Here is a 16,877-nt window from a genome sequence, read left to right as displayed (position 1 = left end):
GCTCCCGCCGACCGGCGCTGTCTATCGGCTCGTACCGGCGAGCCAGGCGTGGGCTCGGCCGAAGAGGAGCAGCGACGAGCCGACGATCAGGAGGACGATGGCCGGCACGGTGGTCCACTCCCCGTTCGACGCCAGCAGCACGACTCCGAGCGCTCCCAGGGCGACGAGCGGGATGATCAGCTTCGCCTGACGCCCCACGACCGCGAGTGCCCCCACCAGCAGCGTCCCGGCAAGCAGGACGAAGACCAGTGCCGGGATGCCTGTCGACTCGTGCTGGGCGACGGCGGAGTCACCGAGCTGGCTCTGGATCTGCGACACGGTGGCGTCATCCGGGGACTCCTCCGACCGGTAGCCGACCGCGCTGAGGAGCAGCAGCAGGGCGTAGAGCACCCAGGAGCCGACCGAAACCGGTATCTGCCAGGGTGTCTTCTGTTTGGGGCGATTGGCGTACCGCGAGGTCTGTTGGTGGGCGAGGTCGTCATTCTCCCGAGCCATCCGGGCAGACTAGGGACACGCGAACGCATGACGCGTCGTCGCGGTAGACGGAAAACCAGACGGAACTCCGCTACGAAGGACAGTTGAGCTCCGTCGCGCAGTTCGTCGCCGGTCAGATTCCTCGGTACTACCACGCTGGCCTCATCCATTCGGGGGTCGAACCGACGACCTACGGCATGCCGACCTGCCTCTGACGGTCACATCGCGCACTGACCTCCCGGTTGCGCAGGCGCCGATCCCATGGTGTGCAGCCCGTATGTGAGTCGCTCGGCCCGACTCCGGTCCCACTAAGAAATTTGCGAGATTGGATCTGAAGCCTCACGCCATCTCGATTCGAGCTACCCGGTGCTGCTCTACCGGATCCACCAGACCGCTCATACCGTAAGCATGATCGTGAGAGGTGACATCGCACTCGAGAAGGCTCCATTCCGCGTGCCTGTCCACACGCCGCCGGGAGGTAACGAGCCAGTCCGTAAAGCTACGAACCAGCGGTAGCGCATCTGAGACACCAGCGAGACGGACGCTGCTCCGGCAAGCGGACTCATCGATCATCCGAGATCTCGCTTAGCTCCCCATCAGCGGAACGACACCAAGCCCTCCCCCTGCTGTCGATAAATCTCACCGTGAGCGATAAATCGCCCGATTCATATAGCTGGGACCACAAGAGATTCCCATTTTCTCGGTCAGATAGAGCATCCATAAAAGCCTCACGGAGCCGCTCTGTCGCGTAGCCTAGAAGCTTTGGCGACGAGTCAGGACCCTTCACGGCATACCTGACTTCTGCATTCAACAAATTCTCGCCTGCTAAACTGGCGAAATCCGTAGCGTGTAGACCGGCAATCCGCTGCCATTAAAGCATACGACACCGGGCGTGCCCGATTCAACCATGCGAATCCAGACCGCAACCCGGCTCGCCTGCTCCCGGTCTTCGTTGGCGCGATGCAGCTCATCCGCACGCTCAAGCCGCCGAAGCTGCTTCAGCTGAACCTGATTTGCAACCCACGCCGCCCGGGCGGCTATTCCAGCGAAAACGACAGCCAGGATCGCCCCAGACCCGGCCAACCAGTCAGGGAACGTACCCCAGTCGATTCTCATTGCCCGTCCATTGGCGACTCAACAGCGACGAATGACCGAACAGATCCGCTTCGCAGCGCAACCAACGAAGCCGCATCCGCCGCCCACCCATCACGCTCGTCGACACAAGCATCCGGTCCGACGAAAAGAACTAGCGACCGTTGCTCGTCGACCCTGCTCGACGCCCAGACGATGCCTTCGATTGGCGATCTCCCCTCGGACTCCAGTGCGAATCTCTCGTGTAGGTACTCAGCGACAACTTGAGTAGGCACATAATCTAGGTGCTCCATATCATCCGGCCGTGCGACCCGGGCGACGTCGCTAGAGAAATCGCGTAAGAAGCTGATTGCTCCCCGAAGATGCCGCATCTCTTCATCGAAGAGAGATGGCAGCGCAGGCAGGCTTGCTAGATCCAGAATCGATACCTCTCGCGCCGTAATGAATGTGCCCAGCGCAATAGCACTGGCAGGCACCGCGTAGCCGCGAACCTCCGCAAGGGCACATTCCTCAGTCATCGCTGCATAGAATCCACTAATCCCTGCCGGCGTCATCCTGTTTGCTTTCGCACGCTCCCGAGGTGGCGCTCCCAGCTCTAGCGCCGTTCTCGGGTTCTCGCTGACCGAGTGCACCCGAGCACGAATGAGGCAGGTGCCAGCCGGAAGTGGCTTAACAAGGTCGGTGGCGTCGATCGCTCGCGCGAGGGCAAGCAGCATATCTTCGGGCGGAATCTCGCCGTAGTCACGCTGCTCTTGTGACTGCGCGTCAGGGAGTAAGAACGTAAATCGCTTTCTGTACATGACGTGCCTGCGAAATGCTTGCCATCCCCAGCTGAGTGCCTGGTGAGGACTCGGACGATAAGGGTCCTTCTGGCACCAGAGCTGGGTCTCGATTACATTTGTCAGATCGCTTATCAGTTTGCCCGAATCAGAAACGTCATGCTCATGAAGCAGATCGAATGTGTCTTGGTACGGCATAAGGTAGCCGCCTTCACGGCTATCATAGCCAACTTGAATTATTGGGTCTTCGTACTCAATAGACAGGCCATCGCTTATGGCTGCCGCCAATACATCAATAGATGCAGCTACTAGCTCGCCATCATCTGCAACTCTACCGCAATATCCGCACTCGGCTTCGGACAATGCCTCCTCTACATTTCACATCAAGGCGCGATCGTTCACACAGCTAGTGCATACGCCCGTCAACCTCGGCCACCATCCCGGTCCCATACTTTCCTGATTCTCGCCTCACGCGGCTCAAAGGATACTCCGGCAAGCAGTCCAGTTCAGGCATGCCACGCAGACCGACACCTCCATGCTGCTCACCCAGGAGCTGATCGCGGTGGGGACAATACAAGGAGGCTGGACTACTCCAACCGTACTCATCAAGTCCGGATTCCGACACCTGCGACGACTGCTCTTTGGAGACGGCGCAAGCTGATCCCTAATGCCGTGTCCAGAATCCGCTCGCTATCTTCCGCAGAGTCCGTCCTCCTCACAGCTACAGACCGCAAATCTAGTTGGCGAGCAATTCTAGGGTCGGTCGACTCTCATCTACCCCTAGCATCTGCCTCAGCTGTGGCACAGTCCACGCGAGTTCCCGCGCCAGCCCCCCGATCGTCATACCGTTCTCACAGGCGAGACTGAATGCCTTCGACAGAAGCGCCGGAAGCTCGCCAAGATAACCGGCTGGGGACTCAGGGGCAAATCCAGGTTGCCCTTTCAGGCTGTGCAGACGCTGATAGGCACGGCTCGCGGAGGAGTCGGACAGCAGACCGAGCTCCCGGGATCGGTAAAGCAGCGAATGGATCGACACCCCCCAGGTGCTACGCACTTCAGCAAGTCTATGAAAGTCGACTCGTTCTGGGAGTTCGGCAATTATCGCATCGCGAGGAGTCAAGAACTCAGCCGCGAAGGTGTCGGCCTCCCGCTCCTGATTGATATCCCCAGCCGCAGCCTCCCCGTGAAGAAGCAGATGACCTAACTCGTGGGCCGCACTAAATCGATGTCTGTAGATATCATTCGTTCGATTCGGCGTCAGAACGATCACCGGCCGCGGGAGCCTCGATGTGGAGAACGCATCAACTGCCCACATGTCCTCGTCCCGGTGTGGCGTTTGCACAACAATTCCCTGTGCTTCGAGCCGCCGAATAAGATGTGTTATTGGCCCCTTGCCTAGCCCCCACGAGCTCCTCAGAGCCCGGGCGGCGGCTACCGGCTCGGCGGGCAATTCTAGACCAGGATGGACTTCTCCACCAGTAAAGCCTGGCAAGTCTACCGGTGGCAGCTGTACACGCTTCTCCAGTGCATAAGCCAGCTCCCATACCATCTCGGTCAGAGCGATAGCCTTGGCTCGCTGATACGCACGCGTCGATCGGAGACTTCGGAAATGTGCGGCTGAGGAGTCGAGCCTCGCGTGAGGGCGGCCGGACAGAAAAAATGCAAGCGGTACGTCTAGGATCTCAGCGAGCGCTGGGAGGAGGTCAGCACGAGGACGATTTGTGCCCATCTCGTACTGGCTGACCGCCGCCGGACTCACACCAAGCTCGTCTGCGAGCCGCCGCTTAGTGAGACCAGCAAGATTACGGGCCTGAGCAAGCCTGACAGGGTCGAACGCCTCGTGTACTTCGAGTGGGCTCAGCTGCCCGCCGGCCCCCCGCTGCCGACGACGTCGATCGGACGATGCAGCGAAGAGCGACCGCTGCGAGTCGTCACTCATCGCCGGCTTCCGCCACGTCGTCCCGCTCTTCGAGTTCAGCCGACGGCAGCTCCACCGTCGCCGTACGCGCGGTAACTGTCAGAGGCGGCAGCTCACCTTGTGTGAAGCCCGCCCCGGACACGCCCCCACCCACGACCTGGGGACCGCCTGGTTTCGCAGCCTCGGTTGCCGCGACGGCCACGTCGATCGGTTCCGGATTCCAATTCATTGTGCCGTCGACTTCAAGCGACATGGGGGTGCCCCACCAGGCGGCCAAAATGTCATCGCTGTCGGCGTTGGAAACGTAACCGACGTAGACGACAGTGAGGTTCTGGCGGTGAGCGGCCGCAGCTGCCTCGGCCACAGTGAGATCTGTCTCCGCACCTTCTACCTCGAACAGCGACAGCGCTGGCGCCACTCCGTTCTCACGCGATACCGCGCGAGGAACTTTTGCGTCGAGCTTAGCCCGTGAGATCGGAACCTTGAGCGAAGTCGCGTGGCGGAAGGGGATCAACACCCGCCCACTGACTACCGCGAGACTGTACGAGGCTCCCTTCGGCCTGATCACTTGGTAACTCGGGAGATCGGCCAGCTCGAACTGATCGACCACGATCTTGTAGCGCGCCGCCCACATGCTGCCGTATGCCCGCTTGTCGCCGGCTCCTTCGTTAGAAGCCACCTCCTGCACGACTCGAGCAGAGCGCTGTCCCCGGATCAAACCCACCACGACGTGGCGTGCCACGTCGGATGCAGAGTCACCAAACTGGGCAACAGCCCAGTCCGACGGCGGGGCCTGCTGAACCATCTGACCTCCGAGCTACTGCCAGCCCCGCTCCATGTCGGGCGCGGCTTACTTTACCGAGCTGAGGGTACCACCTGAGCTTAATTTTTCTACAGCATCTGCCCATCGGGATGACGTCTCCCCCCTAGAAGGTCCTCCGGGGACAGCGGGTCCCACCGATCCGTTGGTAGCCGAGAGCGGTCGGCTGCTACTCAAGGCGCAGTACGTCCCGCTCGCCAGATCCGTCGTGTTGAACTCGCAGGGACGACGTCGCGCCGGAGATCGGGACCGAAACGACGGGCTCGCCGCGGGATATCGCCAGGCCTCGAGCCATGGCCTGATCGACCAGGTCGGCCGGGAGGTCGAGGACTGCGGCGATAGTGCGCATCAGCTCGTTCGCGCTGCCGATGAGGTACCTCGGTGGGGTGATCCAGACCTGCGGACCGTTCGCGTCGTCGACGTCGTTCGGGGTGAGCTGGGCGTAGTAGTAGTCGTCGTCAAGCCCCCACACACTCGTGTCGTCCCAGCCGTCGAGTAGGAAGATGTTGGCGCTCACGGTCGCCACACCGGCTGGCCGGAGGAATTTTGGCCGGTTTCACGGACCCGTTCGAGATTGCGGTGAGCAGTCAGGGAGCGCTGGGGCGGGACCTCGGTACGGCCGAGCGTCACCCCGGCGTCGGTGAGTATCAGTAGATCCAGGTGCCGGGTGCGCGTGGAACGCTCGGTCCACAATCGACCAGCCCGACGTGCCGGACCTGATATCTGGCGAGGACCGGTCGTACGGATCGGGTTCGTCGTGGTCTCGTTCGTTGTCATGTGCGCTCCCCGACGCCGGCGGACGTGGACCTGGCCGACTCAAGGATGACAGCGGGCACCGACATCCTCGTCCGTACTGCGAAGGAGGCCGGCCCGTTCGGGCCGGCCTCCGTGCGATGTGGTGCCGGTCAGGACATCGCGTCGTCCTCCCAGGAGTCGTCGGCGTGGTCGGCGGCGGCGGTGTCGTCGGTGTGCCAGCGGGTGAGCTGGGCGGCTCGTTCGTCGTTGTCGGGCTCGTCGGTGGAGTCGCGGTAGGCGATCTCGTCGAGGACCCGGCGGGCGTGCTGGACCGACTGTTCGGTCTGTTCGGCTTCCGGGACCCGCACGATGTCCTCCCCGGTCTGGATCGGTGGCACCTCGCGCACGTCCTCTCGGCCTGTCTCGGCGGCGACCGGATCGTCCGGGCGGTCGTAGTTCAGGTGGTCGGTGATGTCGTCTTCGGTGATCGGGCGGTGCTGGTCGTCCTCGGCGACGGCGGTGTCGTGGGCGGTCTTCCATTCGGCGGCGGTGACCCGGTCGTCGGGGTCGTCGTCGGCGTCGCGGGCGGACAGCTCGGCTTTGGACAGCTCGGCCTGGGCGCGGGTCTCGGCGGTGTGGGCGAGCCACCGGCTGCGGGCCTGGTCGACCTCGGCAAGCTCGGCCGCGCGCTGTTCCAGGACCGCGGCCAGGGCAGTGGCTTGGGTGGCTTCGTCGGTGAGGCGTTGTCGTTGGGCCGGGTCGGTCGCGGTGTCGGCTTCGGCGCGGCGCAGGGCGGCGTCCTGCTGGTGGCGGGTCGCGGTCTGGCGGGTGCCGGCGAGCTCGTTGGCGACGTAGCGGGGCGCGGCGGCGAGCTCACGCTCGTAGGCACGCACGCGCATCCGGAGCTGGCCGTTGGACAGCTCCAGGTGTTCGCGGTCGATCTCGGGGCGTCCGAGGTCGCGCCACGCGGCGCGGTAGGCGGCGAACTGCTCGACCTGCCCGGGCTGCGGGGCCGGGCCGAGGGCGTCGTCGGGGTCGTCGTGCCCGCGCGCCTCCCGGTAGGCTGCGACCCTCCCGACGGCGTCGGCCCACGCGGCTCGGGCAGGTGCGTCGGCGGGGGCCTCGCCGAACGCGGCGATGGCCCACGGCTGGGGTTCGTCGGCCTGCTCGGCGCCGAGCGTGCGGGCGCGGTCGTCAGCGGCCTCGGCGAGCGCAGCGAGGTAGGTGTCCCACTCCTTGTCGTCGGTGCGCGGGGTCCAGTCGGCCCAGGATTTGCCGGTCGGGTCGAACCGGTGGGCGTCGCGGATGCGGGAGTAGACGACGTTGGACACGTTCCGTGCGCCGGTGAGCGGGCCCCGTTCGACGGCGTCGGTCAGCACGGTGTCGGGGTCGTGACCGGCGAGTTCGGCGCGGCGCAGGATCCGCGTCAGGGCGCCCGTGCCGTCCTCGGCCGCGATGCGGGTGCGCTGCTCAACAGTGAGCGCTCCAGTGTCGACGAGGCGGTCGAGGGCGTCGCGGGTGCGTTCGGTCGCGGCGAGCTGGGCGGCGTCGGCGAGCAGGTCAGCGGCGGTGCGGGCGCTGCCGGCTTCGGCGACGGAGTCGGCAGCGAGAGTGAGTGAGGAGCGGGTCACGGCCTGCTCGCTGGTGTCGAAGATCGCCGCGAGGACGGCGACGGGGTCGCGGTGCAGGCTGTGCTCGGTGGTGGTGCCGCGGGCAGGGTCGTCGGGGCCGGTCCGGGTGGCGACGTGCGCGGTGTTCGCCTGCCGGCCGCGGGACATGCCCACGTAGAGCGCGGCGGGGGTGGTGGTCTGGGTGGCCACGGTGTGGGTGGTGTCCACGGTGGCGCCCTGGGCTGCGTGGACGGTGGTGGCGTAACCGAGGGCCAGGTGGGCGTCGACGTAGTCGGCGGGCAGCACCAGCCGCTCCCCGGCGCCGGTGCTGCTGGCGGGGTCGGTGGTGACTTCGAGTGCGCCGTCGTCGCGGACGGCGGTTACGCGGTAGGTCTCCCGGTTGATCGGGCCGCGCCGGTTGCCCTCGACACCGATGAGGTTCCAGCCGTTGCTGCGCGCCTGGACCAGGTCCCCGACCCCAGCGAAGGTGCCCTGCATTCCGAGCGGGACACCCTGCTCGGCGACGTGTCCAAGCCGGACCAGGTCGTTGCGCAGCTGCGCGGACAGGCGCGCTGCCTGGTCGTTGGTGTCGACCAGCAGCAGCGACCGGCGCCCGTCGAGGGTGTCGGCCAGCCACGCCCGCGCGGCCGAGGTCTCGGCGTCGTCGCGGGTCCCGCCGTCGATCAGCCGACCCTGCTGGTGGTACTCGCGCAGCACCGTCTCGTCCCCCGCCCGCAGGCGCAGCGACGCGGCGCGCTCCCACCCGCCGGTGAAGCGGCGGGCGTCGGTCAGCTCGTAACGCGACCCGGCCGCGGCGAGCATGTCCATCCCGCCGCCGGCGCCGACAGCGGCGAGCTGCTTGTGGTCCCCGACCAGCAGCAACTTCGCCCCCGCCGCGTGCACGTGGTCGTGGATCGCGGCGAGCGCGGCGGTGTCGGTCATCGCGGACTCGTCGACGACGACGAGATCGCCGTCGCGCAGCCGCCACGCCTCGCCCCCGTCGACGGTCCGGCGCTCCGACACCGCGTCTGCGAGCCGGTCCTGGGTCGCGAGCCACTGGGTCCCATTCCGCGCGGTCAACCCCTCGCCGGTCAGGACGTCGGTGGCGACCTGGCTGGTCGCCAGCCCGAACGCCCTCCTGCCCGAGTCGGGGTCGGTCCAAGCGCGGGCCAGGGTGCCGACGACGAACGACTTCCCCGTCCCGGCCGGCCCGATGAGGGTCTCGACCCGGGCGCCAGAGGTGAGGATGCCGCGCACCGCGGCGGCCTGATCGGCACCGAGACGCACCCCATCGCCGTCGAGGCGGGACAGGAACTCGGCCGCGGCCGACTCGGTGAGCGCGGCGCCGTCGCGAGAACCGGTCGCGGCCAGCAGGATCCGCTCGGAGCGGACCTGGTCGGGGGTGGAGTAGATCCGCCCGCCCGGCGCGCGCATCGCGGACTCGCCGTTGTCGAGACGCAGCTCGGGCGGCAGCAGGTCCTCGCCGGGACGTTCGGCGTCGATCGCGACCGCGTACTGCAGGGCCTCGTCGGTGAGCTGGTCGAGCAGCTCCCCGACGTCGGCGCCGTCGGCGACGCCGAGGTAGTCGGGCAGGGCGGCGTTGATGGCACGGGTCAGGTCCGCGCGGGTCCACCCCGCCTTGCGTGACGCGACATCGGCCAGCGCCAGCTCGATCACCGCGTGGGGGTTGAAAGCCTGTGGGGTGACGCCGTCGCGGCGGGCGGCCAGCGCGGCGTCGGCGACCGCGGCCAGACCGCCGTCGATGTCGGCGCGCATCCGGTTGTTGATCCGGTCGAGGAATTCCTCGCGGGTCTCACCGTCGTGGGATTTCGACGCCCTCGTGGCGAACGTGGCCTGCCGCGAGATCCGGTCGCGCTCGGCGGAGTTCGGGGCACGGCCGTAGCGGGCCTCGAAGAGCTCGAACAGCTCCGCGGTCTTGACCGTGACCGCGCGACGACGGGAGGAGAACAGGGCGAGGGCCTCCTCGGCGATGCCGACGACCTCGCGGGACTTGCCGTCCGGGCGGGTCGCCAGCCCCATCCCCAGCGCGTGGGTGATCCGCTCCTCGGTCGTGCGCTCGGCCACCGCCGCGGCCGCGGGCCGCCACCGGAACAGGCTGCGCCCGTCCAGGGTGCGCCACGCCCCGTCGGGGCCCTCGACGCGGTTGAGGATCGTGTTGTGGATGTGCAGCTGCGGGTCCCGATCCCGGGAGTCGTGCTGGAAGAACGACGCCACGACGAAGGCGTGCGAGTCCACCCACCGCCCGGCCGCGCCGCCATGGTGCCCGATCCTCGAGTAGCCCGCCTTGTCCTGCAGGTAGGCCAGGGCAGCGTTGTTACCGGCCCAGATCGCGTCCTCGACCGCCTGACGGAACTCACCCCACGCCGCCGCCGTCTGTTCGTCGCCGGCGTTGCGGGCGGCGACCTCGCGGGCCTCGAACGCGGTGTGCAGCAGCGTCACCGACTTCTGCACGGAGAACGTCGCGTCCAGGAACGCCACGTTGTGCCGGGCCGCCCTCCCCGCCTCGGTCCACAGTTCCGCGCGGCGTTCCGCCGCCGCGTCCGGTTCGCGTTCCAACGCCGCGGTGTAAAGGTCGTCCTCGGACAGGTACTTGCGTCCCGCGTGTCCCAGTGTCCCGACCTCGTCCCACCGGGACCGGTCACCGAACCCCTCGTCCCGCGGGTCGAGGAACCGCTCGTAGACCGCGCGCATGTCCTGGGCATCGACCAGTCCGGTGAGCCCCAGCTTGTTCGCGCCGGCGCCCCACCAGCGGCCCGGCGGCTCGCCCTCGGCGACCGCGCCGGTGTAGTAGTTCTCCCGCCCGGCCGCGACCTCCTTCAACAAGTACTCAGGGCTGTAGCCCGAAGCGACGCTCAGCACCCCGACCACCCCGAAACGATCTTGAAACGGGCCCGGTCACGATCGACAGCGCGTGGGGTGCCGCGTGGCCGGCCGGAGGCCGGCCCGCCCCTTCGGATCGTGATGCATCGGTGTGCTCGCTTTGATCTTGATCTGCTCTTGGTCTGTTCGGTGTAGTCGCGCTCGGTTCCGGTGCTGTGCTTGGTCGCGTCGGGTGCGCGCGTGCTCGGGTGGCTCTGTCGGGTGGAAGTGGTCATGGCTGGGTCCTGTCGTGGGGCTCGTCGGGGACCAGGTGCAGGCCGCCGGCGGTCTGCGGTGGGTGGTCGCGGAGCTGTTGGAGGGCTCGGGCGGCGGTGCCCCGGCCGACCTCAGCGAGGTCCTGGAGCTCGCGCACCGTGGGCAGAGCTCCATGGGTGTCGCAATGGCGCTGGGCGGTGCTGCGGGCGCGCTCCCGCGCGCCCGCACCCGCCCCGTCCCCGGGACGGGACGCCGGGCGCTGCGCGGGCTGGGACACCGGCCGCGGCGGCGCCGGGATCACCGGCCCGTCCAGCGCGGGCGGGACGCCCGACGCGGGTTCGACAGGGTCCGGGTGGGACGGGGGTGTCCCGTTGTCCCGTGGGACGGTGATGGTCGCCGGCACACGTGGCCGGGAGGATTTGTTCTCCTCGTTGCGCTCCGCGGCTGGCCGTTCGTCGGTGTCGGCGGGGTGGTCGGCGGCGAGGAGGTAGAGCAGGTGCGCCACGACGGCGGCGGCGATCGCGGGCCAGGCCCCGACCCCGAACCGCAGGGCGGGGCTCACTTCCAGCGCTCCGCCGGTGGTGACGGTGTCGGAGGCGAGATAGACCGCCTGGGCGAGCCCGGACAGCCCGGCGGAGACGATCACGACCGCCCAGGCGTAGCGGGCACCCGAGCCGCGCAGGCGCGCGGTGGCGCCGTAGGCGACCAGGGCCAGGCCGTCGGTGATCAGCGGGTAGATCCACGCGACCCCGACCGGGACCCGGGCGGCGACGGCGACCTCGAACAGGCCGTGCGCGGTCGCCACCGCCGCACCGATCGCCACCGCCAGGCCGGGCAGCCACAGCGCCACCCGCGACCGCGCCCCGCGCGTGGAGGCCGCTGTGGGGTGGGCGCTCACCGCTGATCGTCCTGTCCGTCGTCGGTCCCCGTGCCTCGCCACGTGTCCTCGCACGAGCCACGGGCGGTCTCGTCAGCGTCGTCGAGCAGGTCCAGCCGGACTGCGGCCAGCGCCTGGCGCGCTTGCTCGAGGGGATCCGGCACCAGACCACCGGCCCCGCCCTCGTCACCGCCGTCGCCGGCGGCGTCTGGCCGGGATGGATCGGCCTCGTCGCTCGGGCGCAGGTCGGGAGGGTCGTCGTCAATGGGTGAGTCGTCGAGTTCATCGGGCTGGCCGTCAGTCTCGGTCTGCCACTGCTGGCGGTCCCGCTCGTCATCGACGCCGGCGACGATCCAGTCCAGTTCATCGGCCTCGTCGAACGCGGCCTCCCACCGCTCCCGTTCAGCAGCGGTGATCTCCTTCAGCACCTCGGCAAGTCCGTCGAGGTCCGGGTCACGTAGTCGCTGGGCGTCCTGCCACGGCGGCCAGCTCGCGACCACCGGCCCCGCTTCGCCCGCAGCCTCGGTGGCTCGGGCGTCGACCACACCAGCGGTGTCCGCATCGTCGGTGCGCTCGATGAGGGGCTCCTCGGCGGCGGCCTCCGCGGCACTGTCCTCGGGGAACTCCCGGGTCTGTTCGGGCACCGGGCAAGTGCGGTCGTCGACCTTGTCGCTGTCCGGGTAGAGGCTGTAGGCCGTGGTGGCGGTCTCGGCCACCTCGCGGGCCTGCTCGATCAGCCAGGCGCTGTCCACCGGTCGGCCCCGGAGCGCATCGAGCAGGTCGGCCCTGGCCTGGTCGACCAGCGCGAACGACCGGTCTGCGCGCTCGTCTGCGACGTCGGTATCTCCTCGCCGCTGATCGACCAGCTCCCGGTACTCTTCATCGCCGTCCAGGTACGCCTCGGCCCGAGCCCGCATCTGCTGGGTGTCGATGTCGTAGGCGCGCTTGACCTCCCGTATCGCGGCCGCCGCTGCCCGCGACCGGGTCCAGTAGCCCTGCCTGGTCATGACCGATCACCCCCGACCGGCCCGGCGGGTGTGGTGGGCTCGGGTGGGGCGCTGTCGCGGGATTCGGCCCACCAGCGGGTGATCAGCTCGGTGTGTTCGACGCCGGGGGCCGTGACCGGGGTGCCGGGTGGGGTGTTCCAACCTGGGCGGGTCTGGTGGGTCTCGATCGAGCAGGACCCGACCGACTTGCGTAGCCGGGCCACGACACCGGGGCGCTGGCGGTCGTGCCAGTCCCCCGCCGCCCCGACCGAGGCGGCCGGACCCTGGTAGGCAGCGCACCAGGCATACATCAGCCAGAGCAGTTCCTCGACGACGTCGGGATGCCACAGCCAGCACTCGGCCAGCACCTTCGCCCCGTCCGGGTAGCGCAGGAACACCGACTCCACCCACACGCACAGCTCCTCGAGCAGCGCGGCGATCTCACCGGTATCTGTCGGGGCCATCAGCCACGACGGCGCCGCCGGGACCCGGCGCCGCGCGGTCACCGCGGCCAGGGCCTCAGACAGCTGCCCGACCAGCCGGCCCAGCTCCCCCACCTGCCCCGGAAGCGGCTCCAGCTCGGCGACCTGCCGGCGCAGCACCTCGACCTCCCGCGCCAACCCGGCCAGGGCCCCGCCGGCCTCGGCCGGGCCCGGGTCGGGGTGGGCCGGGTGGGAGGGCCCGCTCACTGCTCCCACCTCGCCGCGTCGGCTCCGGCATCAGCGTCAGTGGTTCCGGCTGGCGGTCGCCCACAGGTCGGTTCCTGGTCGAGCTCTCCTGCGACGGCGTCGGCCTGGGACTGCTGGACCAGGTGGGAGAAGTGGCGTATCTCGGCCTCGGTCAACGGCCGCACCTCGCCCTCGGCGTGCTCGTCCCGGGTGAACCACAGCCCGCCCGCGAACGCGCCCGGGCCCTCGTCGAGGACCCGCTCGCGATCTCCGCGCTCGTCGGTCTCGACCTCGGCCGTCGCGTCGTCGCGGTCATGGTCCGGGGCGCTCACTCGGTCCTCCTCGTCATCGCGATCGGATTGGTCGGTGTCGTCGGCGTGGTCGTCCTGGCTGTGCTCCTGGTGTTGGCTCAGCGCGGCGGCTTCTGCGGCGCGGACGCGGGCGTCGTGGGCGGCGGTGGCTTCGCGGTGCGAGCGTTCCCGCCCGTCCCGGGCGACGATCACCAAGCGCGGCTGCGGCTCGCATCCGGCGGTGGCGGTGAGCTCGTCGCCTGCCACCGGGTGGGCGCGGTAGCCCCACATCTCCGCATCCGAATGCAGCCCCTCCAGGCGCTCGCGGTCGGTGATCGCCGAGGTTCCGGCGGCCTCCCGCACCGCGGCCACCGCCACCCCCTCGGCGCGAGCCCGCGCTCGGGCGACGGTCTCCCCGCCGGCGAAGTCGACCCACCCGAACCGGGTTTGGGCGTCGTCGAGGTCGAACTCATCCAGTCGCCAGCCTTCGGATGGTCGGCCGTAGTTGCCGGTGGCGTCCTGCAGGTAGGAGGCGATGACCTGCTCGGCGTCCGCCCGGCCGCCGGGCAGGTCGGTCGCGAGCCGGTCCACGGCCTCGCCGGGGGTCAGAAGCTCGTAGTCCGCGGTGCTCATCGCTGCGGCTCCTGTTCGTCACCCTCGTGCGGAGCGTCGACGGGCTCGATCAGCGCGGGCCGGTCCTCGGGGTGGTCGGTGCTGCGGATGGCGCGCAGCTCGGCGAACATCGCGTTCGACGACCGCACCCGCGCCGCGGCCTCCCCGAACCGGCAAGGCCACCGCCCCGCCAGCACCGCCAGGACCCGCTCCCACCGCAGATCGCCCCAGGTCCGGACCGCCTCCCGGCGGTGATGCCGGCGGGACTCGGCCTCGACCCGCGCCAGCAGGCGGGCGCGGCGGCGGACATCGCGACGGCGCCACGCCATCCGGGCCCGGCCGATCACCGGCGAGATCCCGCGCCGGATCACCACGACCCGCCCGGCGGGCAGGTTCGCGATCTGCGCCGGCGCCAGCACCGGCACCTTTCGCACCGACCGCGAGGCGACCCGGCCGTGCTCGTCGGTGGTGGCGACCTTCTCGTCGCGTTCACCGGCCAGGGTGGACCAGAACTCCAGATCGGATTTGTCCCGCGTCCCACCGAAGATCATCACCGCGGCGGTGTTGTTCAGGATCGTCGCCGCCTTGTGCTCACCCCACCGCGCCAACAACTGCGCACGGGACTGGAACGCACACACGATCGTCACCCCGCGACCACCCATATCCGCCGTCCACGACTCCAACGGCACCGGCGAGATCAACGCGGCCTCGTCGAGAAACAACCCGAGCGGCGGATCCAGCCGCCCCTTCGGCTGGCCGGCCGCGAGACGGCGGGCCTCGCGGGCGATGTGCCCGGTCAGCGCACACACCAACGGCGCGGTCTGGGCCTCCTCCGCGCCCAGCAGGAACACCGTGGCCCGCTCGGTCAGCAGACGGGCGACGTCGAAGCCCTCCCCCGCCTCAGCCGCCGCAGCAGCGGCGGGGTGGGTGAGCCAGCCGAGGGCGGGCATCACGCTCGAGGTGATCGACGATCGGGTGCGCTCGTTGGTGGTCAGGAATTGCATCGCGTCCTGCTCGAACGCCGTCACCCCCGACCGCCGCAACAACGCCGGCACCTCACGCCCCGCCGTATCCGGATCCGCGACCCACCCCAGAACATCGGTCATACGCTTGCCGCCCAACGCCGCCGCGTGCAGCAACGCGGCCAGGACGCGGCGGGCTTGGCCGTCCCAGAACTCCCGATCCCCACCCGCACCAGACGCGACCGCGGCGAGCATGTCCGTGGCCCGCTCGGTCGCAGTCACCGGATCGGCACAGCCGGTCAGCGGGTCGAACCTGATCGTCGAGGACCGATCGCCGAGCCCGGCGGGGTTGAACACCGCCACCGGCCCCCGAGCCGCACGCAACGGCCCACACAGGTCCAGCAGGTCCATCCGGGTCGAGGTCACCAGGGCAGCACCCGGGGCGTCGAGGACCCGCCCGGCCAGCCATCCGGTCTTCCCGGTGCGGGGTCCGCCGACGACGATCACCACGTCCTCGACCAGCGCCCACACCCGCAGCGCCCCGGTGCGGCACAGCTCGACTGCCGCCTCGGTCGTGACAAGCCGCCACCGCTGGATCCGGGGCAGCTCGGCCAGAGACGGGCGCACGGTTCCGGTCCGGCGCCGGACCGCGAGCGTTCCGGCGTGGCACACGATGTCCAAGCTGGACGCGACGCCCACCTTGCGCCGTGAGCGAGACGCCCAGCGCGACACCGTCGCCGAGGAACGGCTCCTCCGATGCCAGACGAGGACGACGGCCAGCCCGAACATCGCGACCAGAGCGGGCCAGGACAGGGCGGTCACGATCGTCCCCGCCGGGAGCAGCGCGACCGCGGCGAGCACGACAGCAGGACCGCGGGCCCCGCGCGAGAACGCCAGCAGCGCAGCACCGACGAAGACGGCCAGCACGATGCTGGTGGAGCTGAACAGGATGCCCATCACTGGCCCCAACCCGTCCGCTCGACCCACGCCGCGATCTCGGCCCGGTGACGGGCACACGCCTCGGCGTGACCGGACTCGACGTCGGTCGGGTGCGAGCCGAAGGGGCCGGTGTCGGTGACCCGCTGCTCGCAGCTGGTGCACCGCCACGACACTGACTCCCGCCGCACACCGGGCCGGCCGCCGCGCTCGGCGACGTGCTCGAACGCCAGTACCTCCGGCTCGTCCCACTCGGCGAACCCGAGCACGCCCGCGACCTCGGCCCACGACCAACCCGCGCCGCGCGCGTCGCAGGCGTAGGCACGCTCCTGTGCGGATGCGACCCGCCGGACCAGCACCGTCGCCCGCAGCATGTCGAGCGGATCCGACAGGACCAGTCCGGTCCGCATTGTTGTCACGGTGAACCGATGGGACTCCCCCTGCCCGAACCACTGCATCGCCAACGCCCGGATCATGTCCCGGGCCTGCCACACCCGACGCTCGGCATCGGTCGGCTCCCCGATCACACCCATCACGCACCCCCACCCGGCGCGATGGTCGGGCTGGTGGTGGTCAGGTCGACGGCCCAGCGGTCCACCGTCCGGCGTGACACCCCGCACTCGACTGCGATTCGTCCGCGGTCACGACCGGCGGCCAGGGCGGACCGGCCGTCGGCGCGCTGCCACGACCCCCGCACTGCTCCCTTCGTCACCGGTCGGCGGACCGGTAGCGCCGAACGTCGCAGCTCGATCCGCTCGGACTCGGTAAGCCCAGCCGCGACACCGTGCGCCTGGCCGGCGATCGCCCACTCCCGGCACTGCGCCAGCACCGGGCACCTCGCGCACACGCCAAGCGCAACCTGCTCTTCCCGCTCCAGCGCGGGCCCGTCGACCGCTGTCGGAAAGAAGAGCTCTGGATCGGTGCCCCGGCACGCCGCACCGGCTCGCCAGTCCACCCCCTCGCCCGCAACAGGCACCCGGACTACGGTGAACATCTCTCCTACCTCCTGAAGGTCGGTGAGA

General features: G+C 69.3%; 12 protein-coding genes and 1 pseudogene. All 13 read right to left on the bottom strand.

Features of this window, described 5'->3' with window-relative positions:
• Window positions 1-21: 21 nt before the first annotated feature.
• Complete coding sequence (locus tag GTW08_RS07240) at window positions 22-495, bottom strand: hypothetical protein (RefSeq protein ID WP_161151623.1); 474 nt, start codon at window positions 493-495, stop codon at window positions 22-24.
• A gap of 1,091 nt (window positions 496-1,586) precedes the next feature.
• On the bottom strand, window positions 1,587-2,708 hold the full coding sequence (locus GTW08_RS07235) for a HEPN-associated N-terminal domain-containing protein (RefSeq protein WP_161151622.1): 1,122 nt from the start codon (window positions 2,706-2,708) through the stop codon (window positions 1,587-1,589).
• A 373-nt stretch (window positions 2,709-3,081) separates the two neighbouring features.
• The gene (locus GTW08_RS07230) at window positions 3,082-4,284 is read right to left on the bottom strand and encodes a helix-turn-helix domain-containing protein (protein ID WP_161151621.1); all 1,203 of its coding nucleotides are present in this window, start codon (window positions 4,282-4,284) and stop codon (window positions 3,082-3,084) included.
• Window positions 4,277-5,068 (bottom strand): hypothetical protein, encoded by a 792-nt coding sequence (locus tag GTW08_RS07225; RefSeq protein ID WP_161151620.1) that lies wholly within the window; start codon window positions 5,066-5,068, stop codon window positions 4,277-4,279. Before GTW08_RS07225 ends, GTW08_RS07230 begins: the two co-directional genes overlap by 8 nt.
• A 184-nt stretch (window positions 5,069-5,252) precedes the next feature.
• The gene (locus GTW08_RS07220) at window positions 5,253-5,600 is read right to left on the bottom strand and encodes a hypothetical protein (RefSeq protein ID WP_161151619.1); all 348 of its coding nucleotides are present in this window, start codon (window positions 5,598-5,600) and stop codon (window positions 5,253-5,255) included.
• 388 nt (window positions 5,601-5,988) lie between these two features.
• Entirely contained in the window at window positions 5,989-10,308 is a 4,320-nt protein-coding gene (mobF, locus tag GTW08_RS07215; RefSeq protein ID WP_346009871.1) for a MobF family relaxase, read from the bottom strand.
• A gap of 232 nt (window positions 10,309-10,540) precedes the next feature.
• Window positions 10,541-11,422: a hypothetical protein gene (locus GTW08_RS07210; RefSeq protein WP_161151617.1), complete on the bottom strand. Its 882-nt coding sequence runs from the start codon at window positions 11,420-11,422 to the stop codon at window positions 10,541-10,543.
• Window positions 11,419-12,408 carry a hypothetical protein gene (locus tag GTW08_RS07205; protein WP_161151616.1) on the bottom strand — a complete coding sequence of 330 codons (990 nt, stop codon included), beginning with the start codon at window positions 12,406-12,408 and terminating at the stop codon, window positions 11,419-11,421. The genes GTW08_RS07210 and GTW08_RS07205 overlap by 4 nt, the downstream gene beginning before the upstream one ends.
• On the bottom strand, window positions 12,405-13,076 hold the full coding sequence (locus GTW08_RS07200; protein WP_161151615.1) for a hypothetical protein: 672 nt from the start codon (window positions 13,074-13,076) through the stop codon (window positions 12,405-12,407). Before GTW08_RS07200 ends, GTW08_RS07205 begins: the two co-directional genes overlap by 4 nt.
• Window positions 13,073-13,978: a hypothetical protein gene (locus GTW08_RS07195; RefSeq protein ID WP_161151614.1), complete on the bottom strand. Its 906-nt coding sequence runs from the start codon at window positions 13,976-13,978 to the stop codon at window positions 13,073-13,075. The genes GTW08_RS07200 and GTW08_RS07195 overlap by 4 nt, the downstream gene beginning before the upstream one ends.
• Complete coding sequence (locus GTW08_RS07190) at window positions 13,975-15,876, bottom strand: type IV secretory system conjugative DNA transfer family protein (protein ID WP_161151613.1); 1,902 nt, start codon at window positions 15,874-15,876, stop codon at window positions 13,975-13,977. Before GTW08_RS07190 ends, GTW08_RS07195 begins: the two co-directional genes overlap by 4 nt.
• Window positions 15,876-16,391, bottom strand: coding sequence for a hypothetical protein (locus tag GTW08_RS07185; RefSeq protein WP_161151612.1), 516 nt, complete (start codon window positions 16,389-16,391; stop codon window positions 15,876-15,878). Before GTW08_RS07185 ends, GTW08_RS07190 begins: the two co-directional genes overlap by 1 nt.
• A gap of 194 nt (window positions 16,392-16,585) precedes the next feature.
• Window positions 16,586-16,810 (bottom strand): annotated as a pseudogene (locus tag GTW08_RS31610) (WhiB family transcriptional regulator); the annotation flags it as partial.
• Window positions 16,811-16,877: the final 67 nt, after the last annotated feature.

Origin of the sequence: Pseudonocardia sp. SID8383, from assembly GCF_009864975.1 — a bacterium.
Taxonomy (GTDB): domain Bacteria; phylum Actinomycetota; class Actinomycetes; order Mycobacteriales; family Pseudonocardiaceae; genus Pseudonocardia; species Pseudonocardia alni.
The sequence above is the reverse complement of the archived record's forward strand: the minus strand, read 5'-3'. Positions and strand labels throughout refer to the sequence as shown.

What these genes read in the sequence shown, in the direction of transcription:
- GTW08_RS07195 (WP_161151614.1), bottom strand. Translation starts at nt 13,978, where the DNA reads ATGAGCACCGCGGACTACGAGCTTCTGACCCCCGGCGAGGCCGTGGAC.
- GTW08_RS07230 (WP_161151621.1), bottom strand. Translation starts at nt 4,284, where the DNA reads ATGAGTGACGACTCGCAGCGGTCGCTCTTCGCTGCATCGTCCGATCGA.
- GTW08_RS07190 (WP_161151613.1), bottom strand. Translation starts at nt 15,876, where the DNA reads ATGGGCATCCTGTTCAGCTCCACCAGCATCGTGCTGGCCGTCTTCGTC.
- GTW08_RS07240 (WP_161151623.1), bottom strand. Translation starts at nt 495, where the DNA reads ATGGCTCGGGAGAATGACGACCTCGCCCACCAACAGACCTCGCGGTAC.
- GTW08_RS07205 (WP_161151616.1), bottom strand. Translation starts at nt 12,408, where the DNA reads ATGACCAGGCAGGGCTACTGGACCCGGTCGCGGGCAGCGGCGGCCGCG.
- GTW08_RS07225 (WP_161151620.1), bottom strand. Translation starts at nt 5,068, where the DNA reads ATGGTTCAGCAGGCCCCGCCGTCGGACTGGGCTGTTGCCCAGTTTGGT.